Genomic DNA, 16366 nt, shown 5'->3' on the forward strand with positions numbered 1-16366 from the left:
CCTGCGCCATGTACTAGACGCTAAGGGAAATATGAAAGTGCTTCTATCAATAAAGCCCGAGTTTGCTGAAAAAATACTCTCGGGGGAAAAGAAGTATGAATTTCGAAAGATTCTACCCAAAGCACAGAACATCAAAATTATCGTCATTTACGCCTCTCGACCAACTGGCAAGGTTGTTGGTGAGTTCGAAATTGCCAAAATTATTTCCGATACCCCCAAAAAAATTTGGAACCAAACCAAAGAAAGTGCAGGGATTAGCCGACGCTATTTTGATGAGTATTTTTCCGGAAAAGCGCTCGCGCATGCTATCCAGATAAAAACCGTGAGACGGTATGCTCGACCTCGCGCGCTCGACACCATACTGCCAAGCGGGATCGCTCCGCAATCTTTTTGCTACATAAAATAATAGCAAATCATTGTCACTATACTCACCAGAATTTCCAATAATCAACGGTAGGTGCACTATAATTATAGTGGATCAACTTCCGGGATAAAGCTGTGAGCAACGACCTGTCTTTCCATATCTTAACTTCCTATTCGGAAGTATCCATGCACCTGCCTGCGGTTGTGGCGGCAGCCGACAATAATAAGCATGCCTTAGGCTTTTTCCCAAAAAGCGTCTTTACGGATTTCGCTCGCCGCGAACTATTATTCGTAATTGCGACAAGAGATGGACAATCAGATGAGTACGCAGGTCACTTGCTTTTCGATGTGACCTTTCCCAAGGCACATGTCAGACAGATTTATGTCAAAAACATATATCGAGGTCATGGACTTGGGCGGCTCATATTGGACGCTCTCAAAGCTCAGCTAACGTCATTACAATACATTTCCATCCAAGCCCGAGTAGCTGAGGATCTACAAGATGCTAACGCGTTTTGGGAAGCACAAGGGTTCTACCCTCAACGTGTATCCACTGGAGGGCAGACCAAGAAGCGAATGATTGTGGTCAGAGCCCATGAGCTGGAAACGCCTCAACTCTTCCAGCCGAGTGGCATTTCAGTAACCAATCCATTAGGGTTTGAAAATAAGCTAGAGGACATTCGACCATTGCTGCTTCTTGATTTGAACGTACTGTTCGATCTTGGCCCACGCCGCGCCCGGCATGAACAGGCAATAGCTGTATTCAGGGCAGAGAGAGGTCAAACCTGCAGTCTTGCAATTAGCTCAGAAATAGATGCCGAGCTTAAGCGCACAGCACATAAGGGAAAAACTGATCCGATGCAAGCCCTTGCACGTGCATTGCCAAGATTTCCAATTCCTCCTGTTGAATACACTGATGTGCTGTGCCCACAATTGGCGAAAATAGTATTTCCCGACCGAACGGCGGCAAACTCACTAACAGCTAACGATATATCGGATCTCCGCCATCTAGCCACTTCCATCTTCCATGGCTTACATGGTCTCATAACATCGGACTCATCCATACTTAATTGTTCTGCGCAACTTCGTAAGGAATTTTCTATTGAGGTCATTTCCCCAGAGTCCTTTCAAAATGACACTGTCGAACGCAGGCCTGTCGAAAGCCAACCCTCTACTGCCGAGGATACTCTTACCCTTTTGACGGCCCAACCTGACGATGAGCCAAGCATCCGCGACATTCTAAATGCGCTCGATGTGACACCTGCGGCAATGGCTAGCCGATGGGCGGCCTTCGATGGTGGTGGACATCCTTCACAGCGAGTAGTGGTACGTGCGGGAAGCAATGTAACCGGTTATTTAGTTCTCGCAAAGACTCTTTTGAAGAATACGCTGATCGGCAGCATCGCAGTTTCAGAGAGCAGTGCGGCGGCATCTGACACCGCTCGCCTCTTGCTTAACTTCGTAGACGAACAGAATGATTTTTCAGCAGTCAATCGAATAAGATTGCACTCTCCTTCCAAGCAAGCGTTAGTACGAGAAATTGCAGCAGGTTATGGTTACAGTCGTCAACTGGCTAATAACGAGCTGCAAAAAGTACGCATCGGCGACGTAATTACAGAAAAAAATTGGGGCATCGTTCGAAGAAAACTCATTGAATGTTGTGATATCACGCTGCCGTCATCACCAGTACAATTTAGCCATATTGACCAACAAATCTCCGTAGGACGCGCAGATGGCGAGCTTGCACTTCTAAGCATCTTTCGGCTCGAGAGCTTATTCAGCCCGGGACTATTTTGCCTGCATGGTCGTAAAGGTGTCTTGGTACCTGTCCAACCTCAATATGCGGAGCCGCTTCTAAATCATTCGCCTCAGTTATCATTACTTCCGAGATCTCGTGCTCAATTATCTCGTCAGCGTCATTATATTGGTGGGCCAGCCACAATTCGATCATTCACTCGTGGCGACATAATTTTATTCTATGAGTCGGGACGGCATTCCGCTCAAGTTGTTGCACTAGCTCGCGTAGCGGGCGCATATCAACGGGATATGAACCTAATCGACCACGAAGACTTAGCCCCATCCGTTCTGGAGGAAAAACTTCTGACGGAAATAGGAAAGGCAAAATTTAAAACGATCGTGATCTTTGAAAATATAATAAGATTTCGGCGTCCAGTGCCAATGGAAACGTTGCAAAAGCTAAAATGCGGAGAACCCCATCAGCTCTTGACCGCCCAACGTTTATCAGCAGAGCAAGTACAAGGAATTCTCCAACTCGGACTCAACGTCTAACAACTTTTCATGTAGAACCAGCAAAGAAAATGATCGATCAGGGTTATCCCTCAGCAGAGATCACTGATCGTCTTAAGTGTATATTCACGGTATTCGGCGAACCAATTAAGCATCTGACTGTGATAGGTCCAAGCTTTCTTCTGGTGACAGACGCGGACTTTGAATCCGCCGGTCGCGGGTTCGAATTCCGCACGGATTACTAAATACGTCAGAGTAACCAACCGTTCGCGATTGGCTTTTTTGTTTTCCACATCAGCTATTCCACCGCTTCCCCATACCTCCCCGGCGTCACGCCCATCACCCGCTTGAACATGGCGATGAATGCGCTGACGTTGTCGTAGCCCAGGTCCAGCGCAATCGTCGTGACGGGCTGGCCGGCGGCCAATAATTCCAGGGCGCGCAGGATGCGGGCGCGCTGGCGCCAGGCGGATGGCGTAAAACCGGTCTCGAGCGTGAAACGGCGGGCCAGGGTGCGCGGTGACACGCCGGCCCAGGCGGCCAGCGCTTCCACGCCCCGCTCGTCGGCCAGGTCATCGAGGATGGCGCGCGCCACGCGCAGCAGGCGCGAGTCTGTGGGCAGGGGCAAGCCGAAGGGCTCGTACGGCGCGGCGGCGATTTCGTCGAGGATCACGCCCGCCACCCGGGCTTGCCGCACGTCGAGCGCGCCATCCTCCCAGGTGCTGGCGCGGCCCACCGCTTCGCGCAGCAGGCCCGAGACACGCATCACGCAAGGCGCGGCGGGCAAGCTGGCGCAACTGGCCTCGTCCACATACACGCTCCAGCCCGCAAACGGGCCATGCGACCGCAGCGCATGGACGTGATGGGGCGGCATCCATACGCAATGGCTGGCCGGCACTACCCACTGCCCGCTGTCGGCGGCAACGGAAAGCAGGCCTCGCATGGCGCCGAACAGCTGGCCGCTGGCGTGGCGGTGCGCTGCCGTCACCCTCTCCTGCGGCTGGGTAATGCGCATGGCGCGCAGCGGCAGCGATGATGACAAGATTGGCGGATTTGACGTATTGAATGACATAAACAACGCAGGCAAGACAATCTGGCCATCATACAGTGAAGTCTTTCCAACATTTAGGAGTGCATCATGCGCGCAGAAGACGTATTGTCGGATCAACAAAACCAGGGCCAGTTCAATGGCGTGACCGTACGCAAGGGCACGGTGGGCGCCTTCCTGGCCAATGCCCGGCTATGGCTGGACGAGTCCAGCGGCATCGCCGAACGGACCATCGCCGAGCGCGACATTGTCGACGCCCTGCCCGCCCTGCACGCGCTGGGACTGTTCGATATTGTGCAAGTGCGCGATGCGGCGCTGCGCGAACTGGTGGCAGCCTCTGCCGCGTGAGCAGACTGACTCGTCCACGGCGCGCATTTCCTCTATCATGCTGCTTTGCCCGCCTTCGCACCCGCCATGCCGTTTACCATTGCCGCCCCAATCCACAGCGAACTGATCATCAAGAAAAGCCGTTTCATCGGTTGCGTGCAGCCGATGACGGACCGCGCCAGCGCGCAGCAGGTGGTCAATGACTTGAAGGCGCAGCATCCTGGCGCCTGCCATGTGTGCTGGGCGCTGCTGGCGGGCGGGCAGTCGGCGGCCGTCGATGATGGCGAACCGAGCGGCACGGCCGGGCGACCCATGCTCGACGTGCTGCGCCACCAGGACCTGGAAGGCGTGCTGGCGACCGTCGTGCGCTATTTTGGCGGGATCAAGCTGGGCGCGGGCGGCCTCGTGCGCGCCTACACGGACAGCGTGGCGCAAGCGCTGCTGCAGGCGGAAAAGACGGCCATCGTGCGCCAGCGAACGCTGCGCTGCACGGTGCCGTATGCGATGGAAGGCATGCTGCGCCGCGAACTCGATGGCGCCGGCGCTACCTTGCTGAACGTGGAACACGGCGAGCACGTGCTGTTCGACTTCAGCCTGCCTGAAACGGCGGCCACCGCCCTGCTCGCCCATCTGCATGAGGCGGGCAATGGCCGCATCGTCTGGCTGAAAGTGGAAGCCGAAGAGGAAGACTAAAACTTACAAATTGGGAGGGCGCTTGATCTGCAGCATGATGAAATGCGTCCACGCCAGCGCCGGCAGCACCATCAACAGCAGCATCAGTCCGGCAGGCATGTCCGGCACGAAACGCACGAAGCAGCCGAGAAAACCGGCGATGGCCAGCCAGAAGCGCCAGTTGAACGCATATGCCTTGCGCGCTACGGTCGCCAGCGCGATGCGCCAGAATTCCAGCAAGGCCCACACGCCGCCCGTCAGCAGCAGCGCGGCCAGCGCATTGGCGCCGGGGGCGTCGGCCCAGGTGCGCACCAGGTTGTACAACAGCACGGGATAGCCGGCCGTGATGGCCAGGGTAGCCGGGCCGGCGGCGATGACAGCTTCAAACAGCTGCCCTTTGGAACGATGATCCACTGATACTCCTCAAGCCACGACGCCGGAATGGGCGGCGATCACTTGCAGCGCGCCGGCCGCGTCCTGCGCCCAGACGCGCGTAAAACGGAAGTCGCCATGCGTTTCCACGTCGTGATAGGTGCCCGTCAGCTGCATGCGCACGGAGACCACGGCCACGCTGCCGTTGATGCGCACATGGCGCTCGGACTCGCGCAAGTCGGTGATGGCCAGCAGGCGCTGCTCGTGCGCGGCCAGGTCCGCATGCTTGCTCAACAAGTGGCCCAGGTGATTCGTAAACAGCAAGTCGTCGGCCAGCAAGGCGTTCAGCGCGGCCACGTCGGAGGCCATCATGGCCAGGCGCAAGCGCTCTTCCGCATCGAGCACTTGTACTTCAGTTAATGCATTCATCTTCTTCCTATCAAATAGTCTGGCGCATCTTAGCAAACGGGAAAAGCATGCTTGCACGAAATAGCTAAATTCACAATCATCCACAAGGCTTATACCTGTGAAGCATATTTATATAGCGTAATATTCGCAGCGGTATTGCGCAAAACGCCACCATAGTACTGTACAGTGCTTGCCCTTCCGCCCCGGGCTGGGGCAGCTGTCAGTTGTAGTACTGTTTTATGTGCTCCGTGCAGTCTCGAATAAAACCAAGATAAGGCCCCTTCATGGCAATTAACATCATCCTGAACCTGCTCGTTGCGTTGCTCGTCTTCGCTTTCATGTTCCACCAGCAACGCAAACACGCGACGTTTACCGTGCGCGTCTTCACGGGCCTGGGCCTGGGCGTGCTGCTCGGCGCGGCCGTGCAGTGGCTGTACGGCGCCGGCTCGCCCATCATCGCCGGCACCAATGAATACATGGACATCGTCGGCAGCGGCTACGTCAAACTGCTGCAGATGATCATCATGCCGCTGATCATGGTGTCCATCATTTCCGCCATCCTGAAACTCAAGGACGCGAGCTCGCTGGGCAAGATCAGCGCGCTGACCATCGGCACCCTGCTCATCACCACGACCGTCGCCGCCGCGCTGGGCATCCTGATGGCCAAGCTGTTCGGCCTGACGGCTGTCGGCCTGACGTCGAGCGCCGCCGAAGTGGCGCGCGGCGTGCAGCTGCAAGGCTCGCTGGAAACGGCGAAAGCCCTGTCCCTGCCGAAACTGCTGGTCAGCTTCGTGCCGACCAACCCCTTCCTCGACATGACGGGCGCGCGCAAGACGTCGACCATCGCCGTGGTCGTGTTCTCGATCTTCATCGGCATCTCGGCCACGGGCATCGCGGCGAAAAAGCCGGAGATTTTCGCCTCGTTCGAGAACTTCATGAAAGTGGCGCACGCCATCGTCATGCGCATGGTCACCCTGGTGCTGCGCCTGACGCCGTACGGCGTGTTCGCGCTGATGTTTGAAGTGGTCGCCTCGTCGAGCTACACGGACATCTTGAAACTGATCAACTTCGTCGTCGCCTCGTACAGCGCGCTGATATTGATGTTCCTCGTGCACCTGGCCATCATCGCCGGCGTGGGCCTGAACCCGCTGCGCTTCGTGAAAAAAGTCTTCCCCGTGCTGGCCTTCGCGTTCACGTCACGCACCAGCGCCGGTTCCATCCCGATGAGCGTACAGACGCAAACCCAGCGCCTGGGCACGCCGGAAGGCATCGCCAACTTCGCCGCCTCGTTCGGCTCGACCATCGGCCAGAACGGCTGCGCCGGCATCTATCCCGCCATGCTGGCTGTGATGATCGCCCCGACCGTCGGCGTCGATCCCTTCACGATCAGTTTCCTGCTGCCCTTGCTGGCCATCATCACCATCGGTTCCGTCGGCGTGGCCGGCGTGGGCGGCGGCGCCACATTTGCCGCGCTGATCGTGCTGTCGGCCATGGACTTGCCCGTCGCGCTGGCTGGCTTGCTGATCTCGGTCGAACCGCTGATCGACATGGGCCGCACGGCTCTGAACGTGAGCGGCTCGATCACGGCCGGCACCGTCACCAGCCGGGTCATGGGACAGACCGACCTGGCCGTCTACAACAGCGACGACGCAGCCGACCTCGACGAAGCGGAACACGCCGCCTAAGCAGCTCTCCAGCGGCGCGCCGCGCCTTGCCGCTTTCCTCTATATTTATCAACAATAAATACGGAGGAAGGCGCAAGGCGATGGAACAGAAATGGCCGCAGCAAATCTGGATCGTGCGTCACGGTCAAAGTGCCGGCAACGTGGCGCGCGATGCCGCCGAAGCGGAAAAACAGTTGTTGATCGCCATCGCCGAGCGCGATGTCGACGTCCCCCTCTCCGAGCTTGGCACGCGCCAGGCGCAAGCCCTGGGCGACTGGTTCGCCACCCTTCCCCCTGAACAACAACCGACCATCGTGCTGTATTCGCCGTACGTGCGGGCACAGCAAACGGCGCAAGCCGTGCTGGCGCGCATCGATGCGGACAGCTTGAACTCCGTGGTGGCCGACGAGCGCCTGCGCGAAAAGGAATTCGGCATCCTCGACCGCCTGACCGTACACGGCATCGCCAGCAAGTACCCGGAACTGCACGAGCAGCGCCAGCACGTCGGCAAGTTTTACTTCCGTCCGCCGGGCGGCGAAAGCTGGTGCGACGTCATCCTGCGCCTGCGCAGCGTGCTCGACACCATCACCCGCGAATACCGGGGCGAACGGGTGCTGATCGTCGGCCATCAGGTCATCGTCAATTGCTTCCGCTACCTGCTCGAGCGCTACGACGAGCAAGCCATCCTGGCCATCGACAAGGCGGCCGACGTGCCCAACTGCGGCGTCACTTCCTATGCTTTCAATCCCGCCCTGGGCAAGCACGGCAAGCTGCAGCTGGACCTGTGCAACTTCGTCGCGCCACTGGAAGAATCGGGTACACCTGTCACGGCCCAGCCCGACATGCCGGCTGCGCCCAAATCCTAGTTTTTTCGGAGGCCATGCATGGACACCACCGACATCACCGCTTCCCTGCTGCGCTCCTGGCCCCTGCCCATGCCGCAGCCCGACGGCGACAAGGAAGTGCGCGGCCATCTGCTGATCGTCGCCGGCTCGGCCGAGATGCCGGGCGCCATCGTGCTGGCCGCTACGGCAGCGCTGCGCGCGGGTGCAGGCAAGCTGACCCTGGCGACGGGTGCATCGGTGGCGGCGCAGGTAGCCATCGCCATGCCCGAGGCGCGGGTCATCGGCCTGGACGAAACGGCGCAAGGCGGCTTCCGGCACGAGGCGCAACACCAGCTGGCGCCGCTGGCCGGCAAGGTCGATGCCGTGCTCGTCGGGCCAGGCATGTGCGACACGGCTGCAAGCTGCGAGCTGATGCGACATTTGCTGCCCCTGTTTGCGAATAGCCGTCTGATCCTTGACGCCTGCGCCATGCAGGTCGTGCGCAAGCCCGCGCACTTCCGCTTCGACCAGCCAGTCCTGCTGACGCCGCACGCGGGCGAGCTGGCCCAGCTGATGGGCCTGTCGAAAGATGCCGTGCTGGCCGACCCGCATGCCTGCGCCACGGACGCGGCGCGGCGCTGGAACGCCATCGTCACCCTGAAAGGCGCGTTGACCGTCATCGCCATGCCCGATGGCACGACCTGGGCACATGCGGGCGGCAATATCGGCCTGGCCATTTCCGGTTCCGGCGACACCCTGGCCGGCATCATCACGGGCCTGGCCGCGCGCGGCGCACCGTTGGAGCAGGCGTGCGCCTGGGGCATCGCCCTGCATGCGCTGGCGGGCGAACAGCTGGCATTGCGCTTCGGCATCCTCGGCTACCTGGCGCGCGAAATCCCGGCCGAGATTCCAGCGCTGCTGCGCAATCTGGCGGCATAAAAACAACAGCATAAGCATATCCAGAAAGAATCGTTAGCGCCGGCGGGCGCCTCCCTTAAGCTCATTGCAACTGTTTCCATACGAACATTAATCGAGCCCAAAGGACACCGCCTTGTATCCGCGCCATTCAACCGCCTCCCCATCCCTTCCCGCCACGCCGCTGCGCGCCATCGTGCTGGCCTGCGCCATGCTGGGCACCGCGCCCGCCTGGGCACAGGACGCGCAAACCAGCACCAGCACAGGTACCGCCGCTGAAACGGCCAGCGCCAGCATCGACCAGGTCACTGTCGTCGGTTCGCGCGCGCGCAACCGCACGGTGTTCGACAGCAGCGTGCCCATCGACCGTTTCGGCGCGCGCGAAGTGAGCAATGCGCTGTCGACGGGCGATGTGGGCGCGGCACTGCAAAACCTGTCGCCGTCGATCAACTTCCCCCGCATCGAGTCGAGCGGCGCGTCGGACTCCGTGCGCGGCATCCAGTTGCGGGGACTGGCGCCCGACCAGGTGCTGGTGCTGATCAACGGCAAGCGCCGCCACACGAGCGCCGTGCTCGACACGGAAAGCAGCTTTGCCGGCACCGTGCCGGTGGACATCAATGCCATTCCGCCCAACGCCATCGACCACATCGAAATCCTGCGCGACGGCGCCGGCGCCCAGTACGGCAGCGACGCCGTCGCGGGCGTCATCAACATCGTGCTGAAAAAAGCGCGCACGGGCGGCGCCGCTTCCGTCAGCTACGGCGCCAACCACACGCATTTCGAGCCGACCGATCAAACCCTGACGGATGGCCAGACCGTCATCGTCAACGCCGACTATGGCGTGCCGCTGGGCGAGGCGGGATTCTTCCGCTTCGGCGTGGAAACACGGCGCCGCTCGCCCACGGAACGGGCCGGCCCCAGCGACGCGGGCTGGACGTCCTACAACTTTACGCCGGCCGACCAGGCGCTCGACGGCAAGGTCGTGTTCAAGTCCGGCGACTCGCGCCAGCGCAACAACTATGTGTTCTACAACACCCAGCTCACCCTGGCCAACGGCCTGGACCTGTACTCGTTTGCCACCCTCAACGAGCGCAAGTCCGACGGCAGCGCCTACTTCCGCTATCCGGGCGACCCGTCGAACGTACTGGCCCTGTATCCGAACGGCTACCGCCCCGTCACCAACGGCGACAAGCGCGACCTCAGCATCGTGGCCGGCGTGCGCGGCAGCGCGGGCGAATGGAACTGGGACGCCAGCGCGCGCCACGGCAGCGACCGCTTTGACTACGGCGTGAGCCATTCCGTCAACGCTTCGCTGGGCGCGGCCAGCCCCACGCGCTTCAGCCTGGCCGGCTTCGATTTCCGCCAGAATGCCTTGAACCTGGACGCCACGCGGACCATCGACATCGGCTTGCCCGCCCCCTTGAGCGTGGCCGTGGGCGCCGAATGGATGCGCGAAACCTACACCAGCTCGGCCGGCGATCCTGCCTCGTATGCGGCCGGCAGCTTCACGGACGCGCCACCGGGCGCGCAAGCGGGACCGGGCTTGCGCCCATCGGACGCCTACGACGGCAGCCGCCAGATCCGCTCCGTGTATGCGGACGTGGAAAGCGATCTCACGCCGCGCCTGCTGGTGGGCGCCGCCGCCCGCTACTCGCACTACAGCGACTTCGGCAGCGCCAGCACGGGCAAGCTGTCCACGCGCTACAAAGTGACGGACAGTTTCCTCGTGCGCGGCTCGCTGTCGAACAGCTTCCGCGCACCGGCCCTCGTACAGACGGGCTTCCGCTTCGCCACACTGAACTTCAACGCCGATGGCACGGCCCTGCAAACGGCGGCCCTGCTGCCGGCCGGCGACCCGCTGGCGCGCAGCTTCGGCGCACAACAGCTGAAACCTGAAAAATCGACCAACGTCTCGCTGGGCCTGGCCTGGAAACCGGCCGCCGCCACCAGCGTGACGGTGGACGCCTACGTGATCCGCATCCGCGACCGCATCACGCGCTCGAGCGACTTGCAAAGCGACGCCGTCACGGCCTACCTGGCCGCGAATGGCCGCAGCGACATCCAGTCCGTCGCCTACCTGGCCAATTTGCTCGACACCGCTACCCGCGGCCTGGACGTGGTGTTGAACCACGACCTGGTGTTCACGTCAGGCAAACTGAACCTGAACGCGGCGCTGAACCTGAACAAGACCAGCCTCGACAAGGTGCGCCAGAGTTCCGCTGCGCTGGCCAATATCGATCCGAGTCTGACCCTGCTGACGGAGACGAGTTTGTTCCGCATCAAACATGCGTCCCCCAACAGCAAATTGATACTCGGCGCCGACTGGCAGGCGGCCGGCTGGGGCGTGCAGGCGCGCGCCACGCGCTTTGGCGAGCTGAAAGATTTTTCGTACGACAGCGATGCGCCCCTGATCGACGGCATCCCCGCACAGCGCTTCGGCGCCGTCTGGTCGCTGGACCTGGAAGGCCAGCTGAAACTGAGCAAACAGCTGACCTTGAGCGTGGGTGGCAACAACATCCTCGACCGCTATCCGCAGCGCGTGCGGGAAACGAATAACGCCACGTATGGCGGCGCCCTGCCCTACAATTTCATCAACCCCATCGGCATCAATGGCGCGTACTTTTACGCCAAGCTGAACTACACCTTCTAACGCCACGGAAAGAACCCATGATCATCAAGAAAATATCCCACCTCGTCGCCGGCGCCTGCCTGAGCGCCCTCATGCTGTCCGCCGCCCAGGCCGCCACGCCGCTGGTGCTGATGACGGACTTCGGCACGGCCGATGGCGCCGTGTCCGCCATGCATGGCGTCGCCTATGGCGTCGATCCCCAGCTGACCATCTCGGACCTGACGCACCAGATTCCCGATTACGACATCTGGCTGGGCGCCTACCGTTTGTACCAGACGGCCAATTACTGGCCACAAGGCACGGTGTTCGTGTCCGTCATTGATCCGGGCGTGGGCACGGCGCGCAAGTCGGTGGTGCTGAAAACCAAGGGCGGCCGCTATTTCGTGGGGCCGGACAATGGCCTGTTCACCCTGATCGCCGAGCGCGACGGCGTGGCGGAACTGCGCGAAATCGATGAAAAGGTCAACCGCCTGGCGGGCTCCGCCGAGTCCTACACCTTCCATGGCCGCGACGTGTACGCTTATGTCGGTGCGCGCCTGGCCTCGGGTGCCATCAGCTATGAACAGGTGGGCCCACAATTGCCGAGCGAATCCGTGGTCAAGATCGCGTATCAAAAACCGGTACGCGACGGCAATACCATCCGCGGCATCGTGCCCGTGCTCGACGTCAAGTATGGCAACGTGTGGACGAATATCCCGAAATCGCTGCTCGACGAATTGCAGGTGAAACTGCACGATCCGCTGCAAGTGCGCATCCTGCACAAGGGCAAGCAAGTGGCCAAGGTCACGGCGCCGTTCGAGCACACGTTTGGCGGCGTGGCCAAGGGCAAGCCCCTCGTCTACCTGAACAGCCTGCTCGACGTGGCCGTGGCCATCAGCCAGGGTGACTTTGCCGCCAAACACCACGTCGAGTCGGGCGTGGATTGGGAAGTGGAAGTGAGCAAGATTTCTCCGTCGAAATAAGCATGGTCCACGGCCAGGGCACACAGTCCTGGCCGTTTCAAATTTTGCTACTGCAAGTTTGCGCTACGTCAAACCAAACGCTCTCCGCGCGCCCACAACGCCGCTCATTTGTAATTGTGGTGAACCTGCGCCCACCTGCCTACTCTAAATTTTGCAAACGATGCCAGCCTTGTTCCAGATGCGCGATCTGGCAAGGCATGCTTTTCCACGACAGCATTCCACTGAAAAGGAACAATCATGACGGCTCCACTCCTGACCACCAGCAAGCTCGTTCTCGGTAGCGCCATCGTCTGTGCGCTGCTGGGCGGATGCAACAAACGTAACGACACCGACACTGGCACCGGTGCCACCACATCGCCGAACACGACGAACCCGGCAACCGCACCCGGCACCAGCGGAACAAGCGGGACCAGCGGCACATCGGGCACCACCACGCCGGATACCACGACACCCGGCATGACGCCGGGGACGACACCAGGCACGACCAATCCCGATGGCACGACCACGCCGCCAACCACGCAACCCAACGGCACCACGCCGGGCACGGGAACCGGCACCGGAGGTACGGGCACAGGCACAGGCACTGGTACGGGTACAGGTACGGGTACCACCACGCCGCCGCGCAGCAGTTAAGCGCAGGCAAAAAAAGAGCCTTCCGCAGAAGGCTCTTGCAATACCACGGCGCAGCGAAAGCTGCGCCTTGGCCCGGTATTACTTTTGCAGGCTGACCGGCGCCGCTTTCGGTGTGCGGCGTCCCATCAGAAACAGCACGGCCTTCTTCAGCATGCGGTAGACGAAGCGCACCATCAGCAGGGTCAGCACGCACTCGAGCAAGGTCAGGATCATGGCCACGGCCACAGGCATGCGCGCGGCGCGGCGATGGAACTTGGCCACGGCGCCATCGCGGGCGATCTCGATGCTGTCATAGAAGGTCGGCACGACCAGCAGGGTCAGAATCGTCGAGGTGATGGTGCCGCCGATGATGGCGATCGCCAATGGACGGTAGAACTCGCCGCCCTCGCCCAGGCCCAGCGCCACGGGGAACATGCCGGCGATCAGCGCAAACGTCGTCATCAGGATCGGGCGCAGACGCATGCGGCCCGCATACATCAGCGCGTCTTCGCGGCCATGGCCCTCTTCCTCGCGCTTGCGCGCCGCGTCCAGCAGCAGGATGGCATTCTTCGCGACCAGGCCCATCAGCATGATGATGCCGATAAAGCTCATCAGGTTGAGGGTGTTGTTGGTGATCACCAGCGCCACCACCACGCCGATCAAACTGAGCGGCAAGGACATCATCACGGCCACCGGCGCCGTGAAGGAACCAAACTGCATCACCAGGATCAAATACATCAGGCCGATACCCATCACCAGCGCGATCAGCATTTCTGTGAACAGCTCTTGCTGGTCTTGGCCCGCGCCACCGAGCGCCAGGCCGTAGCCGGGCGGGAAGTCGATGGAGTTGGCCAGCTTCATGGCGTCGCTCGTCACTTCGCCGTTCGAGCGGCCTTGCGCATTGGCCGACACGGTGATCGTGCGCTTGCCATTCTTGTGCTCGATGCCGGACGGACCCTTGCCCATGGTAATGGTGGCGATCTGGTCGAGCGGCACCATTTGCGACGTGCCCGTCACGCTGATCGGCAGGCGCTCGATGTTTTCCGATGCCACGCGGTCGTCGGGATGCAGGCGCACGGCCACGTCGCGCGTCTCGCCCGTCGGATCGACCCAGTCGCCCACTTCCACGCCGGCAAAGGCCACGCGCAACGATTGCGCCGCGTCATTGACGGAAATACCCATCGAGTTGGCCAAACCACGGTTGAGCTCGATCTGCAGCTCGTTCTTCGGATCCTGCTCGGACAAGCCCACGTCGACAGCGCCAGGAATCGCGCGCAGCTTGTCCATGTAGGCGTTGGTAATTTCCATCAGTTTGCGCGAATCCGGGCCCGTGAATTCCACCTGGATCGGTTTTTGCGAACCGTTGCTCAAGTCGTCCTGGACCACGTATTCGGCACCCACCAGGCGCGACATCTTCTCGCGCAGCTCAACCGCGATTTCCTTGGCCGAACGCTTGCGGGTGTTGCGCTTGCCGATGTCGACATACACTCGTCCGCCGCCCGCGGTGATGGAGCTGTTGGTATCCTTGGTTTCAGGCAAGGTACGCGCCAGCACGGCCGCCGCTTCCAGTTTCAGACGCGAATATTCGATGCTGCTCGACGATGGCGTGCGCACATTGATCATCAGGTTGCCCGAATCGGATGCCGGTAGGAAACTCGTGCCGCCATGCGTTGCATGCAGAACGATGGCGCCCACCAGGCTGCCGAAGGCGATGACGGCCATCCAGCGGCGGTGATGCAGGGCCCAGGCGATCACGCGGCCATAGCGGTCGGCCTGGTGGTCGAACCAATGGTTGAATTTATCGAGCACGCGGCCAATGCCTTTTTTCGGTGCCGAGTGTTCTTCGACCGGGTCGCCCCAGTAGGCCGACAGCATCGGGTCGAGCGTAAACGAGATGCCCAGGCTGACGAGCACCGAGCACGTCACCGTCAAGGCAAACGGGCGGAACCATTCGCCGGAGATACCGGGCATGAAAGCCACGGGGATGAAGACGGCGATGATGGAGAACGTCGTGGCGGCCACGGCCATGCCGATCTCGGCCGTGCCTTCCAGCGCGGCCGTGCGGCGGTCCTTGCCCATTTGCATGTGGCGCACGATGTTTTCGCGCACGACGATGGCGTCATCGATCAGCACGCCGATGGCCAGCGACAGGCCCAGCAAGGTCATGAAGTTCAGGGTAAAGCCGCACAGCCACACGGCAATGAAGGCGGCAATCACGGACGTGGGCAGGCTCAGCGCCGTGATCAGGGTCGAACGCCATGAGTTCAAAAAGGCGTAGACGACGAAAATCGTCAGCACGGCACCCAGCACCAGCGATTCGATCACATTGTTCAAGCTGTGCTGGGCGTTTTCGCCGCCGTCGCGCGTCACTTGCAGCAAGGTGCCCTTTGGCAAGGTCTTGTTGATTTCCGCCACCATGTCGCGGATCTTGTTGGCCACGCTGACGGTGGACGCGTCGCGCACGCGGGTGATGGAAATGCCCACGTTGGGCTTGCCGCTGCGCATGCTCAGGCTGTTGACTTCGGCAAAACCATCTTCGATGGTGGCCACTTGCGCCAGGCGCACGATTTCCTCGCCACGGCGCTTGATCACCACTTTCTCGAAGTCGCTTGGCGACTCGATGCGACCCACGAGGCGGATGCTTTTCTCGTCCAGGATGCCGCGCACCTTGCCCACGGGGGCATTCGTGTTCTGGTTGCGCAAGGCGGTCACGACGTCGCTGACGGACACATTGTATTCACGCAATTTTTCCGCCCGCAGCAGCACGGACAGTTCGCGCTTGAGCGAACCTCCCACGTTGACCAGCGCCACGCCATCGACGGTACGGAAGCGGTCCGACAGCACGTCCTCGGCCAGGCGCGAAATTTCCGCATGGCTTTGCGAATTCGACGACAGCGCCAGTTGCATGATCGGCTCGGCAGCCGGGTCGATGCGCTGCAAGATAGGCTCGCGCATTTCCGTCGGCAACTTGTAGCGCACGGCGGCAATCGCATTGCGGATATTGTCGGACGCTTCGATCAAATTGGTGTTGAAGGAAAACTTCAGGAAGATGCTGGCCGAACCTTCATTCGAATCGCTGTTGACTTCGGTCACGCCGGAAATGCTTTGCAGCGACTTTTCCAGGCGGTTCACCACTTCGCGCTCGACCGTATCGGGCGAGGCGCCAGGGTAAGGAATGCTGACGACGATGAAGGGCACTTCGACGTCCGGATTCTGGTTGACGCGCAGTTTCTTGAGCGCCAGCAAGCCGACGCACATCATCGCCAGGATCAGCACGATGGTGGCGGTGGGCCGCTTGATACTGAAATCGGAAAGGAACATGG

The 16366-nt window shown here is 60.7% G+C and carries 14 protein-coding genes and 1 tRNA gene; 10 read left to right on the forward strand and 5 right to left on the reverse strand.

Annotated features, from left to right (window positions below):
* The first annotated feature begins 31 nt into the window (after positions 1-31).
* The 3 genes from V3C40_RS26135 to V3C40_RS26145 all read left to right on the forward strand — a co-directional run bounded on the left by V3C40_RS26135 (position 32) and on the right by V3C40_RS26145 (position 2848).
* Positions 32-406, forward strand: coding sequence for an ASCH domain-containing protein (locus tag V3C40_RS26135; protein ID WP_331778908.1), 375 nt, complete (start codon positions 32-34; stop codon positions 404-406).
* A 92-nt stretch (positions 407-498) separates the two neighbouring features.
* Positions 499-2652 carry a GNAT family N-acetyltransferase gene (locus V3C40_RS26140; protein WP_331778909.1) on the forward strand — a complete coding sequence of 718 codons (2154 nt, stop codon included), beginning with the start codon at positions 499-501 and terminating at the stop codon, positions 2650-2652.
* A 111-nt stretch (positions 2653-2763) separates the two neighbouring features.
* Positions 2764-2848 (forward strand) — tRNA-Gln (locus tag V3C40_RS26145).
* A 60-nt stretch (positions 2849-2908) separates the two neighbouring features.
* Here the strand turns inward: V3C40_RS26145 and V3C40_RS26150 are convergent.
* Positions 2909-3682: an AraC family transcriptional regulator gene (locus V3C40_RS26150; RefSeq protein WP_331778910.1), complete on the reverse strand. Its 774-nt coding sequence runs from the start codon at positions 3680-3682 to the stop codon at positions 2909-2911.
* A gap of 66 nt (positions 3683-3748) precedes the next feature.
* Between V3C40_RS26150 and V3C40_RS26155 the strand changes: the two genes are divergently transcribed.
* Complete coding sequence (locus V3C40_RS26155) at positions 3749-4006, forward strand: hypothetical protein (protein ID WP_331778911.1); 258 nt, start codon at positions 3749-3751, stop codon at positions 4004-4006.
* A 66-nt stretch (positions 4007-4072) separates the two neighbouring features.
* Positions 4073-4678 carry an IMPACT family protein gene (locus tag V3C40_RS26160; protein ID WP_331778912.1) on the forward strand — a complete coding sequence of 202 codons (606 nt, stop codon included), beginning with the start codon at positions 4073-4075 and terminating at the stop codon, positions 4676-4678.
* Positions 4679-4681: 3 nt separating this feature from the next.
* Here V3C40_RS26160 and V3C40_RS26165 read toward each other — a convergent pair whose 3' ends face one another.
* Both V3C40_RS26165 and V3C40_RS26170 read right to left on the reverse strand, forming a co-directional pair.
* Positions 4682-5071 carry a hypothetical protein gene (locus V3C40_RS26165; RefSeq protein WP_331778913.1) on the reverse strand — a complete coding sequence of 130 codons (390 nt, stop codon included), beginning with the start codon at positions 5069-5071 and terminating at the stop codon, positions 4682-4684.
* A 9-nt stretch (positions 5072-5080) separates the two neighbouring features.
* Positions 5081-5458 (reverse strand): nuclear transport factor 2 family protein, encoded by a 378-nt coding sequence (locus V3C40_RS26170; RefSeq protein WP_331778914.1) that lies wholly within the window; start codon positions 5456-5458, stop codon positions 5081-5083.
* A gap of 263 nt (positions 5459-5721) precedes the next feature.
* Here V3C40_RS26170 and V3C40_RS26175 point away from each other — a divergent pair, with 263 nt between their 5' ends.
* The 5 genes from V3C40_RS26175 to V3C40_RS26195 all read left to right on the forward strand — a co-directional run bounded on the left by V3C40_RS26175 (position 5722) and on the right by V3C40_RS26195 (position 12431).
* Positions 5722-7122: an L-cystine transporter gene (locus V3C40_RS26175; RefSeq protein WP_331778915.1), complete on the forward strand. Its 1401-nt coding sequence runs from the start codon at positions 5722-5724 to the stop codon at positions 7120-7122.
* Positions 7123-7202: 80 nt separating this feature from the next.
* Positions 7203-7967, forward strand: coding sequence for a histidine phosphatase family protein (locus tag V3C40_RS26180; RefSeq protein ID WP_331778916.1), 765 nt, complete (start codon positions 7203-7205; stop codon positions 7965-7967).
* 18 nt (positions 7968-7985) lie between these two features.
* The gene (locus tag V3C40_RS26185; protein WP_331778917.1) at positions 7986-8864 is read left to right on the forward strand and encodes an NAD(P)H-hydrate dehydratase; all 879 of its coding nucleotides are present in this window, start codon (positions 7986-7988) and stop codon (positions 8862-8864) included.
* Between the two features lie 112 nt (positions 8865-8976).
* Positions 8977-11490 (forward strand): TonB-dependent receptor plug domain-containing protein, encoded by a 2514-nt coding sequence (locus tag V3C40_RS26190; RefSeq protein ID WP_331778918.1) that lies wholly within the window; start codon positions 8977-8979, stop codon positions 11488-11490.
* 17 nt (positions 11491-11507) lie between these two features.
* Complete coding sequence (locus tag V3C40_RS26195) at positions 11508-12431, forward strand: SAM hydrolase/SAM-dependent halogenase family protein (RefSeq protein WP_319993172.1); 924 nt, start codon at positions 11508-11510, stop codon at positions 12429-12431.
* Between the two features lie 104 nt (positions 12432-12535).
* On the opposite strand, the gene V3C40_RS26200 is transcribed toward V3C40_RS26195, so the two are convergent.
* Complete coding sequence (locus V3C40_RS26200; RefSeq protein WP_331778919.1) at positions 12536-12976, reverse strand: hypothetical protein; 441 nt, start codon at positions 12974-12976, stop codon at positions 12536-12538.
* Positions 12977-13142: 166 nt separating this feature from the next.
* Complete coding sequence (locus V3C40_RS26205; protein ID WP_331778920.1) at positions 13143-16364, reverse strand: efflux RND transporter permease subunit; 3222 nt, start codon at positions 16362-16364, stop codon at positions 13143-13145.
* Between the last annotated feature and the right edge of the window lie 2 nt (positions 16365-16366).

The sequence above is a fragment of the Janthinobacterium sp. LS2A genome (genome assembly GCF_036543145.1).
Lineage (GTDB): Bacteria > Pseudomonadota > Gammaproteobacteria > Burkholderiales > Burkholderiaceae_D > Janthinobacterium > Janthinobacterium aestuarii.

Bases quoted from the DNA above. Each gene is read 5' to 3' on its own strand.
- V3C40_RS26135 (WP_331778908.1), top strand. From the start codon at position 32: ATGAAAGTGCTTCTATCAATAAAGCCCGAGTTTGCTGAAAAAATACTC.
- V3C40_RS26175 (WP_331778915.1), top strand. From the start codon at position 5,722: ATGGCAATTAACATCATCCTGAACCTGCTCGTTGCGTTGCTCGTCTTC.
- V3C40_RS26195 (WP_319993172.1), top strand. From the start codon at position 11,508: ATGATCATCAAGAAAATATCCCACCTCGTCGCCGGCGCCTGCCTGAGC.
- V3C40_RS26185 (WP_331778917.1), top strand. From the start codon at position 7,986: ATGGACACCACCGACATCACCGCTTCCCTGCTGCGCTCCTGGCCCCTG.
- V3C40_RS26205 (WP_331778920.1), bottom strand. From the start codon at position 16,364: ATGTTCCTTTCCGATTTCAGTATCAAGCGGCCCACCGCCACCATCGTG.
- V3C40_RS26160 (WP_331778912.1), top strand. From the start codon at position 4,073: ATGCCGTTTACCATTGCCGCCCCAATCCACAGCGAACTGATCATCAAG.
- V3C40_RS26155 (WP_331778911.1), top strand. From the start codon at position 3,749: ATGCGCGCAGAAGACGTATTGTCGGATCAACAAAACCAGGGCCAGTTC.
- V3C40_RS26180 (WP_331778916.1), top strand. From the start codon at position 7,203: ATGGAACAGAAATGGCCGCAGCAAATCTGGATCGTGCGTCACGGTCAA.
- V3C40_RS26170 (WP_331778914.1), bottom strand. From the start codon at position 5,458: ATGAATGCATTAACTGAAGTACAAGTGCTCGATGCGGAAGAGCGCTTG.
- V3C40_RS26150 (WP_331778910.1), bottom strand. From the start codon at position 3,682: ATGTCATTCAATACGTCAAATCCGCCAATCTTGTCATCATCGCTGCCG.